General features: G+C 38.0%; 2 protein-coding genes. Both read right to left on the bottom strand.

Annotated elements, in window-relative coordinates:
• Positions 1-1,764 (bottom strand): GumC domain-containing protein (locus tag AC1DPZ_RS25430; protein WP_477408744.1); only part of this gene is annotated, 1,764 nt, incomplete at its 3' end.
• A 117-nt stretch (positions 1,765-1,881) separates the two neighbouring features.
• On the bottom strand, positions 1,882-2,505 hold a 624-nt coding region (locus AC1DPZ_RS25435; protein ID WP_477408746.1), incomplete at its 5' end, for a TolC family protein.

Consider the following 2,505-nt stretch of genomic DNA (forward strand, 5'->3'; position numbering starts at 1 on the left):
TACATCGCCGCCATGGTTACCTAATACGGTTGATGTGCTGCTACCTGCTTCAAGATTATTAATTACGGGGGTATTTTTAAAATAATCTTCAAGAAACATGGCAGGGCGGATGGCCATTGTGAGGTCGGGATTGTTGAAGTTTCCATCAATCAGCAAAACCTTTTTGTTAATCATAGCGTAGGAGTAGGCCAGGCTTGTAGCAAATAGCGTTTTACCCTCATAAGCTGCCATACTGGTAATCGCAATAACCTTTTCCCCGCGCAGTTCCTGGTCAATTTCAAACCTTATTGATCGTAACAGATCTTTAAACTGCCGCATTTTATCGCGGTTGTCTACATCCCAAAGTTTTCTCAGGTCAAGGTTCGCCCCATGAATCTTGTTAAGAACGCCCAATAAAGGCAGTTGTGTTTTATTAACCAGTTCGGCTGGTTCCTTAATGGTATTATCAAGGTAGAACAGTAAAAATAAAACGAACAGACAAATAAAAAGCATAGCTATCGCGCTTAAACCAATCAGCAGCATTTTTTTTGATGGTTGAGGAGCTTCGGGCGCGGCAACTTCAACCTGAATCAGTTTAATTGAGAAGTTTGATTTCAGGTTAGTTTCGTTGTACTTGTTTAAAACTTCCAGGTATTCTTTGCTGGCAATGTCAATGTCAAAATAATAGGTATTAACCTTGGCATCAAAAGGTACCAGGCGGGCAAACTTTCCATTCAGGTCGGCCAGTTCGCTGTTTATAGATTGAATACTGTATTTAGCCATATCACGGGATATTTCCAGCGTTAATTTTTGCTTAACCAGTTCGTCTTTAGCTATAAGCGGGCTGCTTATATATTTATCCGACGACTGATTAATTTCGGAAGCCAGTGTTTTTTGCAGAGAATCTAATGCAGGTTTGTATTTAGGATCATAATTGCTGCGTATATACCTGTTTTGAACAGTATGAAGTTCATCCTGGGTTGAGGTTATAGCCTGGTTATATCTACTTATGGTTGATTCTAAATATTTTCTATCTGCAGGGTCAAATTTATCATTAATGGTTTTAAGGGCGCCTTCATTAGATGCAATATCCTTTTCTGCTTCCTGCTTTTTATTAGTATAAACCAGTATCTGGCTAAAAATGGCTCTTGATTGTTCCTCAAGATTTAATATGCCATTATCTATCTTATATTTTTGAAGCTGAGCTGTTTTATCACTTAGCAAGCCTCTTTTTTGCTTCATCAGATCCGATAAAAAAGAAACGGCGGTTGATTCGTTTTGCTTTACCGTTTGTGTATAGTAATTAATAAACTGTGTACATAGTTCGTTTACCACAGTTGCAGATAATTGTGGATTTTCTGAATTATACATTACAGATATAAAATCACTGTCTTCATCCCTGTAAATTATCAGTTCCTTACGTAAAGAACCATCATCATATTTCATGGAACGCAGCAGGTCGTTCAAGGTGCTTTCCTTCTCGTTGTAAAGTAATAATGCTTCAAGGTGATCAAACTTATACTGGAAAACCTTTAGCGCCTCCGCCCGTTCATATTCATGCATTTCTGCAAGTTGCTTGCTGTATTTGCGAAATGGTGCATCTGGATTCTTAAGGTCATGTATTATAAGCGAATAAGAAACCTGGTTAACTATTTTTTTTAACCTCATAATAGCCAAGAGGTTACCAAATTCACTTAACACCTGTTGTTGCTGAACATTTACATCCTTATCAAGAAGATGACGCGATCCGTCAATAATGCCGGTGGCTATTTGCGCATGGGACATATAACGATCCGGAAGATTTTTAACTAAGTAAAACGATACTGCTATAGTTATAAGCGGTAAAAAAATTAGTACTAATCTGTATTTTTTTAAGAGCTTAAAAAAATTGGTTATCTCCATTTATTTTACATCCTCTAATTTAATACCTAATAGCTCTTCAAGACTGGTTTTGGTTGTCCATGTTGCTAATTCTGCCTGTACCATATACGAATTTTGAGTATAATAACTGTTTAGTTGTTCGTTATAAACCTGAAATGTGATTTCTCCTTTTTGAAAAGCGTATTTCATCTGTTTAACGGCGCTTCCCGCATCAGTTACCGCGCCCGAACGTAGCCTTAGCTCCGTCATTGCAGCAAGGTAAGCAAAGTAAAGTTTTCTTACCTGGGCTTCAAGATTAAGCATGTATTGGGCCTGGTCATATTGCGCAATTTTATAAGTTTCATGGGCCGCATTGGTTATAGAAGGGTTTTTAAACAATTGCCCAATGCTAAGTGTAATAGCCAGCTGATACCCTTTAAATATGGTGGGCTGTGCCTGGTTAACTAAATTTTGCGGACTGTAAATATAAGAGGCCGTTAATCCATCCAGCCATGCAAATTTGGTTGCATTATAATTGCTGTGGGCGGCGTTTACCTGGCTTTGCTTCGCTTTAACCTCCGGATAGTTCTTTTTAGCGATAGCTACCAACTTATCAAGATATGGCATGTTAACCGTATTAATAAATGTTTCCTGGGCATATAATTG

This window comes from Mucilaginibacter sp. P4_G9, assembly GCF_056400985.1.